This is a genomic window from Streptomyces sp. NPDC016640, assembly GCF_043076215.1.
Classification (GTDB): Bacteria; Actinomycetota; Actinomycetes; order Streptomycetales; family Streptomycetaceae; genus Streptomyces.
The window spans coordinates 22,596-41,927 of the sequence record NZ_JBIBRG010000002.1 but is presented as its reverse complement, the minus strand read 5'-3'; the positions used below and the strand labels follow the sequence as shown (position 1 = coordinate 41,927).

Genomic DNA, 19,332 nt, shown 5'->3' with positions numbered 1-19,332 from the left:
GGGTGGCTGCGCCCCGGAGCGTGTCCCGCTCCGGGGGGTGAGCGCCCCCGGCATCGCGCGCGGCCGGCCTGCCGCCAGCGCTGCCGGCGGCCCCTGAACCGCGCCGATGCGGCGGTGACCCGCACCTTTCACGTACGCAACCGGCTGCACCACCCGGCAGGACACGATCTCTCCGGGGGCCCATGTCCCCTCACCTTGCCGAAAACGGTGAGCATCCGGTGGACACATGCACCTTACGCACTCATATGAGCGGATCGTGAACACCGCAGGCTGAGATGCTCCCGCTTTTCAGAACACCACATGCCTCCCGGCACTGCGGCGAAGAGCCACGCCCCACGACGTGGCGCGGACGGCCAAGCCGTTCGCCTCCCGGCACGAGGGCCGTGACCACCCCCAGGAACAGGAAAGCGGCGGGCCGCGAAGTGTCCCGTGGAGACGGGCCGGACACCCGCCCGTCAGCCCCGGTGCGCCCCGCCACTCGGCTGGGGCCGCTTGCTCCTGCTTCCGTCCGGCCACAGGCGCGGCTTCCGCTTCGCCGCGAGGTCCTCGACCCAGCCGACCGCGAGGACCACCAGCCCGATGAGCGGCCAGACCAGGGCGAACGACCAGAACATGCTCGTGCTGTCGAGAGCGTTCACCGCGCGGTCGCTCTGCATGAACGGGAGCCGGTACAGCAGGTCGCAGATCGGCACCGTCGCCATGATGAGCAGGTTGTGCCACAGGTAGATGGTGACCGCACGGTTGTTGGAGAGCGTGACCAGCCGGTCCCACTTCGCCAGGCGGCCGGGGAGTTCCCGCCAGGACGGGGAGTACTGGAGCAGGATCACCACGTACCCGAACGACCAGGTGGCCTGGGCCAGCGGAATGTCGTTCAGATCCCAGCCCGAGGGGCCCGGGTGGCCCGAGGCCCACCACAGGCCGAAGGCCATCACCAGGGACGCCCAGGAGACGGAGACATAGCGCGGGATCTGCTTCAGCAGGCCCTCGTGATGCGCGAAGCCCAGCACCCAGCAGGAACCGTAGACCGCGAAGTCGGTGAGCGCGTTGCCCGTCTCACCGGGGACGGTCACCAGCCCCGTGCCGACGATCGCCGTCAGGCCCAGCGGGGCCAGCAGCGTCGGCCAGGGCGCCCGGCGGAACAGCCGGAGCAGCAGCGGGGAGGCGAGGACGAACCACAGGTAGGCGCGCAGGTACCAGAGCGGTCCCGCTGCCTGTTCCGCCCAGGACCCCTCCAGCCAGCCGAGCGGGGCGCCGGTGTCCTGGGGGTAGGGCGGCGCCCCGATCGGGACGATGTAGCCGACCAGCTCGATCCAGCCCCAGGTGCCGCCGTGGTCCGGGTCCTCCGACGGATCCCAGCCGCCCGCGAACAGCAGCGTCAGCACCACTGCCGCGAACACCCACAGGGGCGGCAGGAGCCGGCGGACCCGCCCGCGGATCACGCTCGGCGCCGGACGCTTCAGCGAACGCGCCATCAGCGAGCCCGCCAGCGCGAACATCACGCCCATCGACGGGAACAGCACCGACAGCCAGGCCCAGCCGAAGAGGTGGTAGGCCACGACGCGGACCAGGGCGATGGAGCGCAGCAGGTCCAGGTACCGGTCGCGCCCCGCCTCCTTGGGCGCCGGAGCGGGCGCGGCCTCGGGTACGGGCTCGAAGCCGGGCCCGAACGCGAGCCCGGTCGTGCGCTGCCGGGAGACCGGGTACGGCGTCTCCGGAACCCCGCCGGCGTTGCCCGGGTACGGCGTTCCGTACGGGCCGGCCGGCTCCGGGCTCGTCCCCGCACCGGTCGTGTGTCCGTGGGTCATGCCACGGGCCTCCGGTCCTCGCCGCGCCGCGCGCGCCGAGGCGGCACCGAGCCGCCGACGGGTGCTTCGACGACGCCGGTGCGCCGCAGTTTCTGCCAGCGCAGGCGGCCGCCGGTGAGGGCGGTGATCCAGGACTGGAGCAGCACGACGTACATGAGCTGGCGGTAGAGGATCTGCTGCAGCGGCAGCGAGATGAGGTGGGTCATGCGTTCGCGGTCGAGGCGGAAGGCGTACGCCGCGCAGACCGCCTGGATGGCCAGCACGCCCAGCCACGCCACGATCGTCTTCCCGGTCGGGCCGAAGACGATGCCGTAGAGCAGGAAGAGGTCGATCAGCGGGGCCAGCAGCGGGGCCAGGACCATGAACAGGGAGACGAAGGGCAGGCCCACGCGGCCGAAGCGGCCCGAGGGGCCCTTCTCGATCACGGCACGGCGGTGCTTCCAGATGGCCTGCATGGTGCCGTACGACCAGCGGTAGCGCTGGGACCACAGCTGCTGGACGGTCTCCGGGGCCTCGGTCCAGGCGCGGGCGTTCTCGGCGTAGACCACGCGCCAGCCGGCGCGGTGCAGCGCCATGGTGACGTCGGTGTCCTCGGCGAGCGTGTCGTCGCTCATGCCGCCGATGGGCTCCAGGGCGGAGCGGCGGAACGCGCCGACCGCGCCCGGGATGGTCGGCATGCAGCCGAGGACGTCGTACATCCGGCGGTCCAGGTTGAAGCCCATCACGTACTCGATGTGCTGCCAGGCGCCGATGAGGCTGTCCTTGTTGCCGACCTTGGCGTTGCCCGCCACGGCGCCGACCCTCGGGTCGCCGAAGGGCTGGACGAGCTCACGGACGGTGGAGGGTTCGAAGACCGTGTCGCCGTCCATCATCACGACGATGTCGTACCGGGCGTTCGCCAGGCCCCGGTTGAGCGCGGCCGGCTTGCCGGCGTTGAGCTGGCGGATCACCCGCACGTTGGGCAGGCCCATCGCCTCGACGATACGGGCGGTGCCGTCGGTGGAGCCGTCGTCGATGACGAGGATCTCGATCGGGTGGTCGCTCGCCATCAGGGAACGGACGGTGTTCTCGATGCACTTGGCCTCGTTGTACGCCGGCACCAGCACCGTCACCGGTCCGGTGACCGGCGGGCCCCAGCGGAACCCCGTGCGGCGGACGCGCCGGGCGTGGGCGCCGGAGAGGAGGAGCATCAGCAGGAAGCGGCCGATGACCAGGGTGCCGATGACCGCCAGGCCCACCACCAGGACGTCGGTGATCTTCTCCGCGGCCTGGACCAGGAAGATCCACGCCTTGCCCTTCCACAGGTCGACACCGGTGACCCGGCTGTGCGCGCCGGGCGCGTCCAGGGCCTCGGTGAGGTTGTCGAACGCGTAGCCCTTCTCCTTCAGGCCGGGCAGGAACCTGTCCAGTGCCGCGACGGTCTGGCTGCGGTCGCCGCCGGAGTCGTGCATCAGGACGATGGCGCCCTCGCCGCCCTCCGGCGTGGCCCGGCGGATGATCTCGTCGGCGCCGGGCCGCTTCCAGTCCTCGCTGTCGGTGTCGTTGACGACGGTGAGGTAGCCGCGGCTGCCGATGTACCGGGTGACCGGCCACGTCTCGTTGTCCATCGCGTCGGCGAAGGAGGAGTAGGGCGGGCGGAAGAGCGAGGTGCGGATGCCCGCCGCGCCGGTGATCGCCAACTGGTTCTGCGACAGCTCCCAGTCGATGCGCTCGGTGGACTGGAGGGCGAGGTCGGGGTGGTTGAAGGTGTGCAGGCCGATCTCGTGGCCCTCGTCGACCATGCGCCGGACGAGGTCCGGGTAGCGGGAGGCCATGGTGCCGGTGACGAAGAAGACGGCGTGCGCGTCGTGCCTCTTCAGCACGTCGAGCACCTTCGGCGTCCAGACGGGGTCCGGGCCGTCGTCGAAGGTGAGGACCAGCCGGTGGTCGGGCACCCGCAGGCTCTTGGCGTTCCCGGCGCGGGCGTCGATGACCGGGCCGCCCTCGAGGATCTCCTCGGGCACCCGGGTGGTGGGGGCGGGCTTCTGGACGCGGTGGTCGGCGAGGATCTCGCTGTGCACGTAGCCGCGCAGCATGAGCATCGCCGCCAGGGCCACGAGGACGAGCAGCGGAAGCAGCAGGCGCAGGGGCACGCGCCGGCGCGGGGAGCCGCCGCGGGCCGGCCGGGCGGCCCGCCGGCGGTGGGTGCGGGATGCCATCAGACGACGTTCTCCGGGGGCTGTGCGGCGGGGGTGGTGGACGGCTCCGGCTGCTCGCCGGAGTCCTCGGCGAGCACCGCCGGGCCGGCGGGAGCACCGGCGACGTCGTCGGTGTCCACGACGTCACCGCCGTCCGTGGGGGCGGTGGTCACGGGGTCCGGGCTGCCGGTGACCTCGGGGTCGGGGAGCGGCGTGCCGAGGGTCTCGTCCGGGACGGCGGGGGTGGTCCCGTCGTCGCCGGTGGCCGGCGCCGTGCCGTCCCCGGTCGGCGTCGGCGCCGGGTCGGTGAGGACCGGCTGGTCCGCGGTGCCGGTGGCGCCGGTCGCCGGGGCGGTGGCCCCGGGGGCGGGCGGCGTGGGGGCGCCGGTGGTCGGGGTGCCGGCGGGGGCGGGGGTGGTGCCGGAGGCGGGGGTGCCGTCCGTGTCCGCGGGCTGCCGGGTGGTCCCGACCTTCCCCGCGGGCTTCTGCTCCTGGCCGGGGACGGGCATCCAGGGAGCGTCGGAGTTGCCGGACAGCAGGGTGGCGGCCATCACGACGGCGTACCCCGCGCAGGCGAGGCCGACAGCCAGGCCGATACGGCGGTAGAGCCGGCTGCGCCGCCCCGACTCGTCGACGAACACGGGCCCGCCGGAGGCGTCGTGCGCACCGCCCGCCCGGGCCGGAGACCGGTGCAGGAGGCCGCCGTCCCCTATCCGCACGGCGTCGAGCTGGACCGTCACCTCGTGCGGGTCGTGGGTGGCCGCGACGGGCCCGCCGGCCTCCTCCTGCCAGGGGTCACGGACGGGGGTGCGGGACCGCGTCGCCTCCGCGCGGGCTTCACCGGGGGCGGCCGGGGAGGAACCCGCCACCCGGGCCGTGTCCCTCGGGGGACCGACTGCCGGGAAGCGGTCCCTCGGCGGACGCGCCCCAACCGCGCCGGCGACGGGGCCGGCGCCCCGGGCACTCGGGGTACCGGCCGGCGGACGGGGGATCCGCAGAGCCGCGGTGCGCTCGGCGTCCCAGCCGGCGTCCCGGGCGGCGTCCGCCCGGCCCGGCGCCGAGCGGGCGCGGCGGCCGTCACCGGACGACGTCCCGCGCGGTTCCGCCCCGTCCCGCGCGCCGGACCCGGCGGACCTCGCGCTCAGCGGAAGGACGCGCGTGGAGGGCAGGCCCCGGTCCTCGTCGTCCTCCGCGAGCGGATCGATCGCCCCCACGGCCGAGGGCCGTTCCGGTTGGGCGTCTTCTCGCCATTTCCCCACGCGCACGCTCTTCCCCCCCACGGAACGGTTTCGGGTGCGCGTTCGATCCGAGCACTCGCCGCCGGACCAGGCCCCCACCCGCTCCGAGCACCCCGTCTATCACGCCGTACTCGAGCGTCGAATGTAGCGCATGAGGAGGTTCGGTGTCGGCTGTGTGCCCGTCTGTTCCCGTCGTGGGACATCACCGGGATGCCATCACCACGGAATCACTGGCTGGAATCCACCCCTCCTCCGGTGCCCGCAGCCAGCCCTCATCGGCCGCGACGGCCGCCGCGGCCCTCCTGAGCGCGTCCAGGGCGGGGTGGATCAGGCCCCTTCGCCACACCAGTGACACCGGCGACAGCGGAACCGGCTCCACGAGGGGCCGCAGCACCGTCGAGGGCAGCGGCGGGAAGTCGACGACGACGAGGATCGGGTGACGCGTCCGGGCCATCACCCGCTGGAACTCCTCCTCGCCGACGGCCAGTGGCGCGGGCGGCGCGAGCGTGATCCCCCGGTCCGCGAACAGCAGCCGGGCGAGGTCCGTCCACTCCGGCGTGCGGGGATTCCCGGCCCCGGCGTAGACCGTCTCGCCGGCCAGCGCGGCCAGCGGCACCTCGGCCAGGGAGGCCAGCCGGTGGTCCCCGGGCAGCACGACCGCCATCGGTTCGTACCGCACGGGCTGCTGGTCGAGCCCGGCCCGCAGCGCGGGGGCGAGCCCCGCGAACCGTCCGAACGACGCGTCGAGCCGGCCCGCGAGCACCTCCCCCGCCGCCCAGGTCAGCCCGCTCTCGTAGCGGGCCATCAGCTCCTGGCCGGGAGCGAGCTCGCGGGCCCGGTGCAGCACCCGGCGCGGGGTCTCCAGGCCCGGGGAGTTGAGGTCCACCAGCAGGGGCCGCGTCCGCCCGGCGGCGGCGAGCAGGTCGTCCTGCGCCTGGAGCACCGCGCGCGCGTACGGCAGCAGGCGCTCGCCGTCGGCGGTGAGCGTCACCTGCCGGGTGGTGCGGACGAACAGCTCGCTGCCCAACTCCCGTTCCAGCCGCCGTACGTCCCGGCTGAGCGCCTGCTGGGCGACGTAGAGGCGCACGGCGGCACGGGTGAAGTGCAGTTCCTCGGCGACGGTCACGAAGGCGCGCAGCAGCCGGGGTTCGAGGTGGGCTGGGGTGGGCATCCCGCGAACCTACAACGCCGGTGCGTGAATCCGCACCGGGAAGGTGTTGGACCGGCCGGGCGGCCCCGGGCGACGGTGGGGCCATGCCTCAGCCGACCCCCCGCTCCCGGGACACTCCCCTGTTCACGGTCACCGCCGACACCCTGGTCGCCGTCGACTTCGGCCCGCGCACGCGGGGCGAGCCCCGCGCGAAGGGCCCCTACCGCCGTCTCCTCGCGCTGCCCGGCGCCCGCGCGTTCACCGCCGGGAACCTCGTCGCCCGGCTGCCGATGGGCATGTTCGGCGTGAGCGCGGTCGTGATGATCGCCGGGACCCGGGGGTCGTACGCCCTCGCCGGCGCCGTCACCGCGACGGGCCTGGCGGCGACCGCGGTGGTCGCCCCGTGGACCGCGCGCCTGGTGGACCGGTACGGGCAGGCCCGCGTCGCCCTGCCGGCCACGGTGATCGCCGTGCTCGGCTCCCTGGCGCTGCTGCTCTGCGTACGTCACGGCGCCCCCGCCTGGACCCTGTTCGCCTCCTACGCCGCCACCGCCACGACCCCCAACACCGGCGGGATGTCCCGGGCCCGCTGGGCGCACCTGCTGAAGGGGGACGCCGGGGCCCTGCACACCGCCAACTCCTTCGAACAGGCCGCGGACGAGCTGTGCTTCATGCTCGGCCCGGTACTCGCGGCCTTCCTGTGCACGGCGTTCTTCCCGGAGGCGGGCACCCTCGTGGCGGCCGTGCTGCTGCTGACGGGGGTGCTGCTGTTCACCGCCCAGCGGTCCACCGAGCCGCCGGTCGAGCGGCGTTCCTCCGCACGGGCCCCCTTCCGGGCGCCCGGCATGCGCCCGCTGCTGGCCGTCTGTCTGGCGACGGGAGCGGTATTCGGCTCACTGGAGGTGGTGACCATCGCGTTCGCGGACGCGCGGGGGCACCGCTCGGCGGCCGGCGCGGTGCTCGCGCTGCAGGCGGCCGGTTCCTGCGCGGCGGGGCTGCTGTACGGGGCGATGCGCCCGGCGGGGTCCGCGCGCTCCCGGCTGCCGTGGTGCCTGGCCGCGATGGCCGCGCTGATGACCCTGCCGCTGCTCGCGGCCGGGCTCACCGGCTCGCTCCCGATGCTGGCGGGAGCGTTGCTGGTCGCCGGGATGGCGACCGCCCCCACCATGGTCACCACCATGACGCTGGTCCAGCACCGCACTCCCGGGGGCCGGCTGAACGAGGGCATGACGCTCGCGGTGACCGGCCTGCTCGGCGGGATCGCCTGCGGCAGCGCGGCCGGCGGCTGGACGGTGGAGCACGTCTCGGCGGCGGCCGGGTTCGGCGTCCCCGTGGCGGCGGCCGCGACCGCCCTCCTCGTCGCGCTGATCACCCTCGCGCCGTTCGGGTCGTCGAACCGCCCCACCGATTCCCGCGCACCCCATTGACGGCCCCACGCCCCGCGCATACCTTCACCCGTCGAAGCGCTTCGAAACCGCTTTCCACTTCCCGCGGACAGTGCCGGACGAGGACCCCGATGGTGAAGATCACGGACGTGGCCCGGCGTGCCGGGGTCTCCCCCAGCACGGTCTCGTACGCGCTCAGCGGCAAGCGCCCGATCTCCGACGCGACCCGGCGCCGGGTGCAGGCGGCCGTGCGCGAGCTCGGCTACCTCCCGGACGCCGCCGGCCGGGCGGCGGCGGGCCGCAGATCGAAGGTGCTGGCCCTGGCGGTCCCGATCCGCTCCGGCATCCACGTGCCGGTGGTGACGCAGTTCGCGGTGTCGGTGGTCGCCGCCGCCCGCGCCCACGACCACGACGTGCTGCTGCTCACCCAGGGGGAGGGCGAGGAGGGGATCGGGCGGGTCGCGGACACGGGGCTGGCGGACGCGGTGATCGTGATGGACGTGCAGCTGGAGGACCCCCGGCTGCCGTTGCTGCGCAGCCGCTCCTTACCGTCCGTGCTGATCGGCCTGCCCGCCGAGCCGGACGGGCTGACCTGCGTCGATCTGGACTTCCGGGCGGCCGGTGAGCTGTGCGTGGACCATCTGGCGCGGCTCGGGCACCGGGTGGTCGCGCTGGTCGGCTCCCCGCCGGAGGTGTACGTGCGGCGGACCGCGTTCGCGCGGCGGCTCGTCGAGGGTTTCACGGCGGCCGCCGCCCGGCACGGGCTCGCCTCCACCGTGCACCCGTGCGGGACCGGCCCCGGCGCCGCCCGCACGGTCGCCGAGCGGCTGGTGCGCGAGCTGCCCGCGCTGACCGGGGTGGTCGTGCACAACGAGCCGCTCCTCGACCCGCTGATCGACGCCTTCGAGCACCTCGGGCTGCGCATCCCCGGCGATCTGTCCCTCACCGCCGTCTGTCCGGCCCCGGTGGCCGCGTCGGCCCGCGTCCCGGTCACCTCGGTCGCCGTGCCGTCGGCGGAACTGGGCACCCGCGCGGTGCACCTGCTGCTGCGGAAGCTGTCGGGGGCCGCCGTACCGGGGGCCACCCTGCTGCCGCCCCGGCTGACGGAACGGGCCAGCACGGCACCGCGCGGGGTGTGACGACCGGTCCCGGTTCCCCGGTCCCCGGGCCTGCCCGGCCGGTACGCGGCGCGCGGGTTCACGTCCGGGAAGGACGCACCCGCCGCCCCGCCCGGCCCCCGGGAAGACCCGGCGCGGATGCCCGGCGACCGTGTCGCCGGCCCCGGCGGCCGGGGCCGGGGCGAGCAGTGCCGCGAGGACGGTGAGCGGGGTCGCGGCCCGGGTCCGTGGCGGGGGGAGGGAAGGCAGGAGCGTGCACCACCCCTCGACAGGGGTGCGGCCACCACATCGCGCCACCCGAAAGTGTGGTCCGGCATGACAAAGGCCCCGACGCTCGAGGCGACGGGGCCTGTGCCCACATGGGGTGAGTGGAGATGGCGGGAATCGAACCCGCGTCCAACGGTGCGGAATCAGGGCTTCTCCGTGTGCAGTCGGCTGTGCTTTTCTCGGCCCCGGAGATCACGCCGACAAGTCTCCGACGGGCTCAGTCACTGTGTGTTTTCCCTCTTCACCCCGTGACCAGGATCAAGGTTTAGTTCCCTAGATGATGCCAGGATCCGGGTCGGGAACACCCCCGGGCTGACACTCCCTTAAGTAGGGGAGCCGCTGCTCGCTACCTGAAGATCAGGCAGCGAGGGCGAGCTCGCCCTGGGAGATGGATCGCTTGGAATTGGCGATTATTTTTTCGGCCTGTGGTTTACGAGATCATGGCCGCTTCCTCGACACGCTTCCCCTGCTTCGACAGCCGCTGTCGAAACCGATCATCCCCATGTTGTTTTTTCAACCCCCCGGAGGAGGGCACGCACCCGCTGTGAGGTGCTGCCGCCATCGTACGTGACCAACGCGGGTCGGTGCCAGCGTATTCCCGCGGTCCCGAGGGGACCTACGCCCGCTGCTTCCTGCGCACCGCCGAGACCGCCCGCTCGGTCTCGCGCCGGTCCTGCTTCTCCCGCAGCGTCTGGCGCTTGTCGTACTCCTTCTTGCCCTTGGCCAGCGCGATCTCGACCTTCGCGCGGCCGTCCTTGAAGTACAGGGCGAGCGGCACGATGGTGTGCCCCGTCTCCTGGGACTTGGACTCCAGCTTGTCGATCTCCGCGCGGTGCAGCAGCAGCTTGCGCTTGCGCCGGGCGCTGTGGTTGGTCCAGGTGCCCTGGCTGTACTCGGGGACGTGCACGTTGTGCAGCCACGCCTCGTGGTCGTCCAGCTGGACGAAGCCGTCCGCCAGCGACGCCCGGCCCTGGCGCAGGGACTTCACCTCGGTGCCGGTGAGGACCAGACCCGCCTCGTAGGTGTCGATGATGAGGTAGTCGTGCCGCGCCTTCTTGTTCTGCGCGATCAGCTTGCGCCCTTTTTCCTTAGCCATAGTGCCGCCCATTTTCGCACTGCACGAGGGGTCCGCGGGAAGCCGTTTTCGACCGGGCGGGGCGGCCGGGCACGGGTCGGGGCGTCCGCGGGCCCAGTCCGCTCAGGACCGTCCCAGTCCGCTCAGGACCGTCCCGGCCCGCTGCAGGGCCTGTTCGCCGGCCTCGAGGTCGGGGGTGAGGCCGCGGCCGTCGACACCCCGGCCGGAGGGGGTGCGGTAATGGCCGACGGTCAGTTCGGCGACGGAGCCGTCGGGCAGCGGGGTCGGCATCTGGACCGAGCCCTTGCCGAAGGTGCGGGAGCCCACGACGACCGCCCGCCCCCGGTCCCGCAGGGCCCCGGTGAGCAGCTCGGCCGCGCTCATCGTGCCGCCGTCGACCAGCGCGACCAGGGGTCTGGCGGTGTCGCCGCCGGGCTCGGCGTGCAGGGCGCGCTGTTCGCCGTCGACGTCGTAGGTGGCGACCAGGCCGCCGTCCAGGAAGGCGGAGGCCGCGGTGACCGCCTCGGCGACCAGTCCCCCGGGGTTGCCCCGCAGGTCGAGGACGATTCCGGAGCCGGCCGGGGTCCGCCGGACGGCGGTGCGGACCTCTTCGCCGGAGCCCTTGGTGAAGGCACCGACCCTGATGACGGAGACACGGGAGCCGAGGGCGCGGACGGTCACCGTGTCCCGGGACAGCCGGGCCCGGCGCAGGGTCTCGCTCCAGGCGCGCGTGCCGCGCTCCAGACCGAGGCGGACGGTGGTGCCGGCGGACTCGCCGGTGGTCTCGCCGCGCAGCAGGGCGACGACCTCGGTGACGGGCCGCCCGTCGACCCGCTCGCCGTCGACGCTGCGCAGCCGGTCGCCCGCCCGGATCCCGGCACCGGCCGCGGGGGTGCCGCCGCCCACCCTGGTCACCTCGATCCGCCCGTCCCGCTCGCGGGCCCACAGGCCGACGCCGGTGTACCGGCCGTCCAGGGCGTCCTCGAACTCCTGGTACTCGCCCGGGGAGTAGACGGCGTCCCAGCGGTCGCCGCTGCGGCTGACGGCGCGTCGGGCGGCCTCCAGGGGGGACGCTCCGTCGGCGGCGGCCTCCTCGGCCGCCCTGGCGACGTCCGCGTCGTGGCCGACGGGTGCGGCCGGACGGGCGGCGTCCGGCGTGGTCCCGCGGCCCGCCCCGGGGAGGCCGCCCGTGGCGGCACCGGCGACGAGCACGCTCGCGAACACCAGGGCCAGGGCGGCCCCGCGGCCGGTGCGGCGGGGCTGACAGAACGGGTCACGACCTGACATGCCGGTGAGTCTAGGACAACGCGAAGGGGCGCACGGCGGGTTGGCCGTACGCCTCTCTTGGCAAGAGTCACACCTTCAGATACTTGCGCAACGCGAAGAAAGCGGCCAACGCGGGCATCAGCAGACTGGTCGCGAGGATGAGCGGCAGCTTCGTCAGCACGGCGTCCCAGCCGATGAAGTTGATGAGGTTCAGCTTCTCGGACAGGGCCAGTCCGTGGTCGATGATGAAGTACCGCCCGATCAGCAGGAATCCGCACGCGAGCGTGCCGCCGATGAGTCCGGCGACCGCGGCCTCCATGATGAACGGCGCCTGGATGTAGAAGCCGGAGGCGCCGACCAGCCGCATGATCCCGGTTTCGCGCCGGCGGCTGAACGCGGAGACGCGCACCGTGTTGACGATCAGCATCAGGGCGACCACGAGCATCAGCGCCATCACCGCGCGGGCGGCCCAGTTCATGCCGTTCAGCAGTTCGAAGAGGTTGTCCAGGACGCCCTTCTGGTCCTGCACCGACTGCACACCGTCCCGGCCGTCGAAGGCGGTCGCGATGACCTGGTACTTCTCCGGGTCCTTCAGCTTGATGCGGTACGACTCCTGCATCTGGTCCGGCGTGAGGGAGCTGGCCAGCGGGGAGTCGCCGAACTGCTCCTTGTAGTGCTTGTACGCCTGGTCCTGCGACTCGTACGACACCGTGTCGACGACCGACATCTTCTCCAGGTCGGTCTTGATCCGGCTCTTCTGGTCGTCGGTCACCGCGCCCTTGGCGCAGTGGGGGTCGGACTCGGCGTCACTCTTGTTGCACAGGAAGATGGAGACGTTGACCTTGTCGTACCAGTAGCCCTTCATGCTGCTGACCTGGTCGCTCATCAGGAGCGACCCGCCGAACAGGGCGAGCGACAGGGCGACGGAGACGACGACCGCGAAGGTCATCGTCAGGTTGCGGCGGAGACCGACGCCGATCTCCGACAGGACGAACTGGGCGCGCATGGCGTCTGATCAAGCCTTTCCGTGGAGCGTCAGTGCTGGTAGCCGTAGACGCCGCGTGCCTGGTCGCGGACGAGACGGCCCTGCTCCAGCTCGATGACGCGCTTGCGCATCTGGTCCACGATGTTCTGGTCGTGCGTCGCCATCACCACGGTGGTGCCCGTCCGGTTGATGCGGTCGAGCAGTTTCATGATGCCGACGGAGGTCTGCGGGTCGAGGTTGCCGGTGGGCTCGTCGCAGATGAGCAGCTTGGGCCGGTTGACGAAAGCCCGCGCGATGGCGACGCGCTGCTGCTCACCGCCGGAGAGCTCACCGGGCATCCGGTCCTCCTTGCCGCCGAGCCCGACGAGGTCGAGCACCTGCGGCACGGACTTGCGGATCTCGCCGCGCGACTTGCCGATCACCTCCTGCGCGAAGGCGACGTTCTCGGCGACCGTCTTGTTCGGCAGCAGGCGGAAGTCCTGGAAGACCGTCCCCAGCTGGCGCCGGATCTGCGGCACCTTCCAGTTGGAGACGCGGGCGAGGTCCTTGCCCAGGATGTGCACCTGCCCGTGGCTGGCCCGCTCCTCGCGGAGGACCAGCCGCAGGAAGGTGGACTTTCCGGAGCCGGAGGACCCCACGAGGAACACGAACTCGCCCTTCTCGACCTCCAGGGAGACGTCCCTGAGTGCGGGGCGGGTCTGCTTGGGGTAGACCTTGGACACGTTGTCGAATCGGATCACGGATGCACCACGGGTAGCCGGGGGTAGATGAGCGTGACCATACGCGAAGCGGGAGGACGCCCGCAGTCACCGTCCGGGGTTGCGCGGCAGTTGCGCCCTATGTGACGGATGTACGGCGCCTCGGCGGGCCGGTCCGGCCCGCCGCCGGGGCAGGGTCCGGGGGCAGTGTACGGGGGGCCGCGCCGATCGCCGCCGAACCTGGCACAGTGGAGGGGAACGTTCGCGGGCTCGCGGGCGTTGTTTCATCTGGAATCGGTGCGAGGAGGGCGAGCGCATGACGTACGACCGGCTGGTGTGCGCGAACTGCGCCGCGCCCGTGAGCGAGGGCCGGTGCCCGGTGTGCCGTGCGAACCGCGAGCGGCTGCAGCAGGAGAACTTCTTCTCGGGGCTGAACCCCATGGCGCTGATCGCCCTGCTGGCGGTACTGGTCGCGGCGCTGGCGCTGCTCGCCCACCAGACCGCCTGACGGCGGGCACGAGGACGTGACGCAGGGCCCGGAGCGCGGTTGCGCTCCGGGCCCTGCACCCTATGTCACGCGTACGGTGCGTACACGCACCGCCACCGTCAGGCGGCGGCGCCGCGACCGGCCATCAGGCGCGGCAGCACCCGGAAGCCGATACCGCCGGCGATCATCGTGGCGGCGCCGATCACCAGGAAGGTGGTCTCGGCGGCACCGGTCTCGGCGAGCTCCTCGCCGCTGCCCTGGGCCGAGGTGGCGGGCACCTCCTCACCGGTGTCGGTGAGGGCCGAGGAGCCCTGCTCCTGGATCGAGGCGCCACCGTCGGGGTCGGCGGCGTTGCCGCCGCCGTTACCGCCACCGCCACCGTTGCCGTTGCCGTTGCCGTTGCCGCCACCGTTGCCCGGGGTGGTCGGCTCCTCGGAGGGCTCCTCGGTGGGCTCCTCCGGCTCGGTGGGCTCCTCCGGCTCCTCCGGCTCGGTGGGCTCCTCCGGCTCGGTCGGAAGCTCCGGGTCGGTCGGGAGCTCCGGGTCGGTCGGGAGCTCCGGGTCGGTCGGCTCCTCCGGCTCCTCCGGCTCCTCGGGGATCTCGGTCGGCGGGTCGGTGGGCTCGTCGTCACCGAGTTCCGCGCTGATACCGAGGCCGAGACCCCCTTCGCCCGCCGAGGCGCTTCCGGTGAGGTCGAGGGCGGAGGCCGCGCCGGCTGCCGTCAGCGAGGCACCGGCCGCGATCACGGCGCCGGCCGCGATCCGAGCGACACGGATCCGCGTCTTCTTGGTCATGTGGTTGCTACCCCCAGTAGCTCATCGTCAATGAGGCGGCGCCCGGAGCCGTGATCAACGGAGGTAACTGCGATGCGAAGCCCCCCGGTTCACATGCGCCCCGGAGATACGCATGCCATCCTTCACCCTTCCCATTTTTCAAAGGGACGTCAAGGCCGTTGCGCGCGCGATGTCCGACTGCGCATGCTTTGCGGAAAATGGAAGACGTGAGTGTGATGTAGAACCCAGACATCCCCGGCGCGAAAAGGCAACCGCCGCCTCATGGGCGGTGGTTGCCTTGTCGATAAAACGCTGTCCGGATCCGGGAGTTACTTCTCCTGCTGCTTGCGCCAGCGAATTCCGGCCTCCAGGAAGCCGTCGATCTCACCGTTGAACACGGATTCGGGATTTCCCACTTCGTGCTCCGTGCGCAGGTCCTTGACCATCTGGTACGGGTGCAGCACGTACGAACGCATCTGGTTGCCCCAGGAGTTGCCGCCGTCGCCCTTGAGGGCGTCCATCTTGGCCCGCTCCTCCTGGCGGCGCCGCTCCAGCAGCTTGGCCTGGAGGACGTTCATCGCGGTGGCCTTGTTCTGGATCTGCGAGCGCTCGTTCTGGCAGGAGACCACGATGCCGGTGGGGAGGTGTGTGATGCGCACCGCGGAGTCGGTGGTGTTCACGCCCTGGCCGCCGGGGCCGGAGGAGCGGTAGACGTCGATGCGCAACTCGGACTCGTCGATCTCGACGTGGTCGGACTGCTCGACGACGGGCAGCACCTCGACGCCCGCGAAGGAGGTCTGACGGCGGCCCTGGTTGTCGAAGGGCGAGATGCGCACGAGGCGGTGGGTGCCCTGCTCGACGGAGAGGGTGCCGTAGGCGTAGGGCACCTGGACGGCGAAGGTGGTCGACTTGATGCCGGCCTCCTCGGCGTACGACGTCTCGATCAGCTCGGTCCTGTAGCCGTGCTGCTCGGCCCAGCGCAGGTACATGCGCTGGAGCTTCTCGGCGAAGTCGGCGGCGTCGACGCCACCGGCCTCGGCGCGGATGTTGACCAGCGCCTCACGCGCGTCGTACTCGCCGCTGAGCAGCGTCCGGACCTCCATCTCGTCCAGCGCCTTGCGGACCGCGGTGAGCTCGGACTCGGCCTCCGCGCGGGTGTCCGGGTCGTCCTCCTCCTCGGCCATCTCGAAGAGCACGGCGAGATCGTCGATCCGGCCGCGCAACGTCTCGGCCTTCCGCACCTCGGCCTGGAGGTGGGAGAGCTTGCTGGTGATCTTCTGCGCCTCGTCCGGGTCGTCCCACAGGGACGGCGCGGCCGCCTGCTCCTCGAGCACGGCGATGTCTGCCCTCAGCTTGTCGAGGTCCAGAACGGCCTCGATCGACTCCATGGTCGAGGAGAGGGACTTGAGCTCTTCGGATACATCGACGACTGCCACGCCTCCAGCGTAACGGCTCCGCCGCCCGGCCCACGCAGGGCGTGGACCGGGCGCGGCACACGGCGGCGCTCCGGGCGGGGGTGGCGGGGCAGGGGCGGGGGCAGGGGGTGGGGCCGGGCGTCAGGGGGTGGCCGGGGCGGAGTCGTTCGTGTCCCGCGGGGGCGCGGTGTCGTCGTCCGCCGCGGCGGCGAGCCAGGTGCCCACGCCCGCCGCCGCCAGCACCGCCGCCGCCACGGCGAGGGTCAGACGGCGGCGACGGGTGACCGCGCGGTTGCGGGCGGAGCCGGGGCGGGGGGCGCCCGCCGCACGGGGCGCGCGGGCCGTGCCGCGGGCACCGCCGGCGAGCTCGTCGGGGGTGGGCACCCTCATCGACGTGTGCGTGTCGCGGTTGGAGTCGGCCGGTTTCGCGCCCGGCACCAGCGGGACCGCGCCGCGCCGCCGCACCTGCCGCCCGCCGGCCGGGAGCGGCGCGCTGGGCGGGAGGTCCTCCCCCGCGTCCTCCGCCGGCCCGGTGTCCGGCTCGTCCACGTCCAGCGGCGGCATCCCCGCCAGCATCGGCAGCAGCTCCCGCAGCCGCGCGCCCAGCTCGGAGGCGCGCAGCCGCGACGCCGGGGCCTTGGCGAGGCACTGGACGAGGAGCTGCCACAGCTCGTCGGGGATGCCGGGGAGGGGGACGACGCTCTCGGTGACGTGGCGGCGCAGGACCGCGCCGGGGTGGCCGCCGCCGAACGGAGTGAAGCCGGCCAGCAGCTCGTACAGCACCGTGGCCAGCGCGTAGATGTCGACCGACGCGCGCGGCGGCAGGCCCTCCACGATCTCGGGGGCCAGGTAGTCCGGCGTCCCGATGATCTTCGTGGCCCGGGTCCGGCGCGGGGCGTCGATGAGTTTCGCCACACCGAAGTCCGTGAGCAGGGCCCGGTGCGAACCGCCGGGGCCGAGCGGGCCCTGCATGTCCAGCAGGACGTTCTCCGGCTTCACGTCCCGGTGCACGACGCCCGCCGCGTGCGCCGCCGCCAGCCCGTCCGCGACATCGGCGACGATCGCCACCGCGGCCTCCGGCGCCAGCCTGCGCTCCCGGTCGAGGCGGGTGCGCAGATCCGTACCGCGCACGAGGTCCATGACCAGCGCGAGATCGTTGCCGTCGACCACGAGATCGCGTACGGAGACGACGTGCGGGTGCTCCAGACCGAGCAGTGCCGTCCGCTCCTGCACGAAGCGGCCGACCAGTTCCTGGTCCGAGGAGAGATCCTCACGCAGCAGCTTGATGGCGACGGGCCCCTCGGGGCCGTCGCCCAGCCACACCGTGCCGGCGCTTCCCCGCCCGAGGATCTGATGGGCGGTGTACCGGCTGCCGATTCTCCGTGCCAAGGCTGCTCCTACCGACGCGTGTTGTCGCCAAAGCTACGCGTCCCGGGAGCCGGGCTTCACAGCGGACGGGGAAATCAGCCCTCAGATGTCGACAAAGCGGCAAACAAGCCGCTCAGTTCGAACCGGAGGTCCCCGAGGAGTCCCCGGAGCCGCCCAGGTCCTCGATCCAGCCGGTCGCCGCGCCGAACCAGTCGGTGAGCTGCTCCCAGTAGCCCTTGCCGGTTCCGATCCAGCTCTGGAGCGGGCTCAGCTCCCAGATCAGCCACCCCGCGACGAAGAGGATCAGGATCGTGAACAGGCACCCCTTCAGGCAGCCCAGACCCGGGATCCGCATCGGGTTGGCGCTGCGCTGCCGCTGCCTCGGCTCACGGGCCGGACGCTGCGGCTCCGGCGGCGGCGCGTAGCGCTGGGGCTGCGGCTGCCGGGGCCGCTGGGGCTGCGGCGGGGGCGGGGCGTACGGCTGGGGCTGCTGCTGCGGACGGCCGTACCCCTGGCCGGGCTGCGGCTGGGGCTGGGGCCGCGGGCGCCGCTGCTGCGGCTGCTGCTGCGGGCGCGCGACCTGTCGCTGGGGGCGGCGGCGCAGCGGGTCCTGGCTCGGGTCGAGGTACTGGACCTGGGTCTGCTCGTTGCGGTCGCGGGCCGCGCGCAGCTGGTTCTGCCAGGGGTGCGGGTCCTCGGGCCCGGGCCCGCCGGGCTGTCCCGGCGGGACGGACGGCAGTACGGCGGTGGGGTCGGCGGCGCCGGCCGGCCCGCCGGTGTGCGGCAGGACACTGGTCGCGCCGTTGGGGTCGTAGGCGCCCGCGCCGTGCGGCAGCACCTGCGTCGGGTCGGCGTCGCCGGTCGCGCCGGGCACCGGCGCGGGCGCCGGGTCGGGGGCGAGGAGCGCGCCGACGTTCTCGGCGGCGGCGATCTGCCCCGAGTTCGCGTGCACGCCGATGCCCTCGGCGACGACGCGCAGGCCGTGCGCGAGGTTCCCGGCGCCGGGCCGCTCGTCCGGGTTCTTGCGCAGGCAGCGCTCGATGACCGTCCACAGCGGGTCGGGGACCGTGGAGGGGCGGCGCGGTTCGGCGCTCAGGTGCTGGTGCAGCACCTCGAGGGCGGACTCCCCGGAGAACGGCGGACGACCGGTGACCAGCTCGTACAGCAGGATGCCGGCGCCGTAGACGTCGACGGCGGAAGTCTGCGGGCGGCCCTCGGCGGACTCGGGGGCGATGTACGCGGGCGTGCCGACGAACTCGTGGGTGCGGGTCAGGCCCGGGGAGTCGGCGAGGCGGGCGATGCCGAAGTCGGTCAGCATCGGGTGCATCTCGCCGTGCTCCTGCTTGAGCAGGACGTTGGCCGGTTTCAGATCACGGTGCACCACGCCGTCCGCGTGGCTCGCGGCCAGCGCGTCGGCGATCTGGGCGGTCAGCAGCGCGGCGGCCACGGGGGTGAAGGGACCGTTCTCGCGCAGGTGACGGTGCAGGTCGGGGCCGTCGACGAGGTCCATGACCAGGGCCAGCAGATCGCCCTCGACCACCAGGTCGCGCACCCGGACGATGTTGGGGTGGGTGAGCCGCAGCAGGACGGAGCGCTCGCGCAGGAACCGCATCACGACGTCGCCGTCGTTCGCGAGCTCCTCCTTGAGGACCTTGATCGCGACGGTCTCGCCGGGCTGTCCCGGCACGGCCGCCTCGGCGCCCGCGGTCTCGCGCTGGCGGGCTCGCCAGACGGTGCCCGTGGCGCCGCGTCCGAGCGGCTCCTCGAGCAGGTACTTGCTGCCTACCGGCCGCACGTCATGCGCTCCCTGCTGATTGCTTGGCGTACACCGTGGTCCACCGTGCTACGGATGTTCCGACCCACTGTAGTGCCGCCGCGCGGGATACCGGCCGGTCGACTTCGGCGTCGTCCCTCCCCCGGTCCCGCGTACCGGCTCCCGCCCCTGTTCGGAGGTTTGGGGGAAAGACGCCCGACCCGGTCCGTTGGTTGCCGCATGACGGACGTGACCGATCTCAAGTGGAACCGGAACGATCATCGGCCAATCACCGGTCAGGCACTTTTGCGGGCAGAGCCGACCAATCAAGATCATTTGCTGCCCGGAGGCGGGCGCGTTGTCAGCGGCAGG

General features: G+C 72.9%; 15 protein-coding genes and 1 other RNA gene. 3 read left to right on the top strand and 13 right to left on the bottom strand.

Annotated features, from left to right (window positions below):
* Positions 1-455: 455 nt before the first annotated feature.
* The 4 genes from ACF07S_RS03805 to ACF07S_RS03790 form a co-directional block, all read right to left on the bottom strand.
* Positions 456-1,805: an acyltransferase gene (locus tag ACF07S_RS03805; protein WP_391973350.1), complete on the bottom strand. Its 1,350-nt coding sequence runs from the start codon at positions 1,803-1,805 to the stop codon at positions 456-458.
* Positions 1,802-4,003 carry a glycosyltransferase gene (locus tag ACF07S_RS03800; protein ID WP_391973349.1) on the bottom strand — a complete coding sequence of 734 codons (2,202 nt, stop codon included), beginning with the start codon at positions 4,001-4,003 and terminating at the stop codon, positions 1,802-1,804. Before ACF07S_RS03800 ends, ACF07S_RS03805 begins: the two co-directional genes overlap by 4 nt.
* Positions 4,003-5,241 (bottom strand): hypothetical protein, encoded by a 1,239-nt coding sequence (locus ACF07S_RS03795; protein WP_391973348.1) that lies wholly within the window; start codon positions 5,239-5,241, stop codon positions 4,003-4,005. Before ACF07S_RS03795 ends, ACF07S_RS03800 begins: the two co-directional genes overlap by 1 nt.
* A gap of 181 nt (positions 5,242-5,422) precedes the next feature.
* Entirely contained in the window at positions 5,423-6,391 is a 969-nt protein-coding gene (locus ACF07S_RS03790) for a LysR family transcriptional regulator (protein ID WP_391962441.1), read from the bottom strand.
* 83 nt (positions 6,392-6,474) lie between these two features.
* Here ACF07S_RS03790 and ACF07S_RS03785 point away from each other — a divergent pair, with 83 nt between their 5' ends.
* Both ACF07S_RS03785 and ACF07S_RS03780 read left to right on the top strand, forming a co-directional pair.
* Entirely contained in the window at positions 6,475-7,797 is a 1,323-nt protein-coding gene (locus ACF07S_RS03785) for an MFS transporter (RefSeq protein ID WP_391973347.1), read from the top strand.
* An 89-nt stretch (positions 7,798-7,886) separates the two neighbouring features.
* On the top strand, positions 7,887-8,894 hold the full coding sequence (locus ACF07S_RS03780; protein WP_391962443.1) for a LacI family DNA-binding transcriptional regulator: 1,008 nt from the start codon (positions 7,887-7,889) through the stop codon (positions 8,892-8,894).
* Between the two features lie 345 nt (positions 8,895-9,239).
* On the opposite strand, the gene ssrA is transcribed toward ACF07S_RS03780, so the two are convergent.
* The 5 genes from ssrA to ftsE all read right to left on the bottom strand — a co-directional run bounded on the left by ssrA (position 9,240) and on the right by ftsE (position 13,206).
* Positions 9,240-9,642, bottom strand: a transfer-messenger RNA (tmRNA) gene (ssrA, locus tag ACF07S_RS03775).
* A gap of 114 nt (positions 9,643-9,756) precedes the next feature.
* Positions 9,757-10,236, bottom strand: a complete 480-nt coding sequence (gene smpB, locus ACF07S_RS03770; RefSeq protein WP_391962444.1) for an SsrA-binding protein SmpB — start codon at positions 10,234-10,236, stop codon at positions 9,757-9,759.
* 102 nt (positions 10,237-10,338) lie between these two features.
* Positions 10,339-11,502, bottom strand: a complete 1,164-nt coding sequence (locus tag ACF07S_RS03765; protein ID WP_391962445.1) for a S41 family peptidase — start codon at positions 11,500-11,502, stop codon at positions 10,339-10,341.
* 67 nt (positions 11,503-11,569) lie between these two features.
* The gene (gene ftsX / locus ACF07S_RS03760; protein WP_391962446.1) at positions 11,570-12,487 is read right to left on the bottom strand and encodes a permease-like cell division protein FtsX; all 918 of its coding nucleotides are present in this window, start codon (positions 12,485-12,487) and stop codon (positions 11,570-11,572) included.
* Between the two features lie 29 nt (positions 12,488-12,516).
* On the bottom strand, positions 12,517-13,206 hold the full coding sequence (ftsE, locus tag ACF07S_RS03755) for a cell division ATP-binding protein FtsE (RefSeq protein ID WP_391962447.1): 690 nt from the start codon (positions 13,204-13,206) through the stop codon (positions 12,517-12,519).
* A 274-nt stretch (positions 13,207-13,480) separates the two neighbouring features.
* On the opposite strand from ftsE, the gene ACF07S_RS03750 reads away from it, so the two are divergent.
* Positions 13,481-13,672: a hypothetical protein gene (locus ACF07S_RS03750; RefSeq protein ID WP_391962448.1), complete on the top strand. Its 192-nt coding sequence runs from the start codon at positions 13,481-13,483 to the stop codon at positions 13,670-13,672.
* Positions 13,673-13,770: 98 nt separating this feature from the next.
* Here ACF07S_RS03750 and ACF07S_RS03745 read toward each other — a convergent pair whose 3' ends face one another.
* The 4 genes from ACF07S_RS03745 to ACF07S_RS03730 all read right to left on the bottom strand — a co-directional run bounded on the left by ACF07S_RS03745 (position 13,771) and on the right by ACF07S_RS03730 (position 19,002).
* Positions 13,771-14,445, bottom strand: coding sequence for a hypothetical protein (locus tag ACF07S_RS03745; RefSeq protein ID WP_391973346.1), 675 nt, complete (start codon positions 14,443-14,445; stop codon positions 13,771-13,773).
* Positions 14,446-14,753: 308 nt separating this feature from the next.
* Complete coding sequence (prfB, locus tag ACF07S_RS03740) at positions 14,754-15,860, bottom strand: peptide chain release factor 2 (protein ID WP_391962450.1); 1,107 nt, start codon at positions 15,858-15,860, stop codon at positions 14,754-14,756.
* A gap of 120 nt (positions 15,861-15,980) precedes the next feature.
* Positions 15,981-17,228 (bottom strand): serine/threonine-protein kinase, encoded by a 1,248-nt coding sequence (locus ACF07S_RS03735; protein WP_391973345.1) that lies wholly within the window; start codon positions 17,226-17,228, stop codon positions 15,981-15,983.
* 112 nt (positions 17,229-17,340) lie between these two features.
* Positions 17,341-19,002, bottom strand: a complete 1,662-nt coding sequence (locus ACF07S_RS03730) for a serine/threonine-protein kinase (protein WP_391973344.1) — start codon at positions 19,000-19,002, stop codon at positions 17,341-17,343.
* Positions 19,003-19,332 lie beyond the last annotated feature (330 nt).